The sequence below is a fragment of the Paraburkholderia sp. SIMBA_027 genome (genome assembly GCF_046535315.1).
In the GTDB taxonomy this organism is placed as follows: Bacteria; Pseudomonadota; Gammaproteobacteria; order Burkholderiales; family Burkholderiaceae; genus Paraburkholderia; species Paraburkholderia tropica.
The window spans coordinates 1-239 of record NZ_JAWRWY010001524.1 but is presented as its reverse complement, the minus strand read 5'-3'; the positions used below and the strand labels follow the sequence as shown (position 1 = coordinate 239).

General features: G+C 67.8%; 1 protein-coding gene. It reads right to left on the bottom strand.

The genetic code is table 11. The annotated features are described in order from the left end of the window. A partial coding sequence (locus tag SB764_RS44280; RefSeq protein ID WP_410867346.1) for a molybdenum cofactor biosynthesis protein MoaE occupies positions 1 to 239 on the bottom strand: 239 nt, incomplete at its 3' end.

Here is a 239-nt window from a genome sequence, read left to right as displayed (position 1 = left end):
AGCGCGGGATCGCCGATCTCCAGCATGCCGATCCGGTGTGCGGCCCAGATCCGGACGGGCTGCTCGGCTTCTCCGTGGTGCTCGGCGACGAGCTGCGCCACGACGTCGGACATGACCTTGTGCGCCGTGGGATGGGCGCTGTAGCTCAACCGCTCCACTGCCTTGCCGCCGTCGTGATTCCTGACGACGCCGCTGAAGCTGACCACTGCCCCGGCGGTGTCGGATTCAACGGCTGTCAC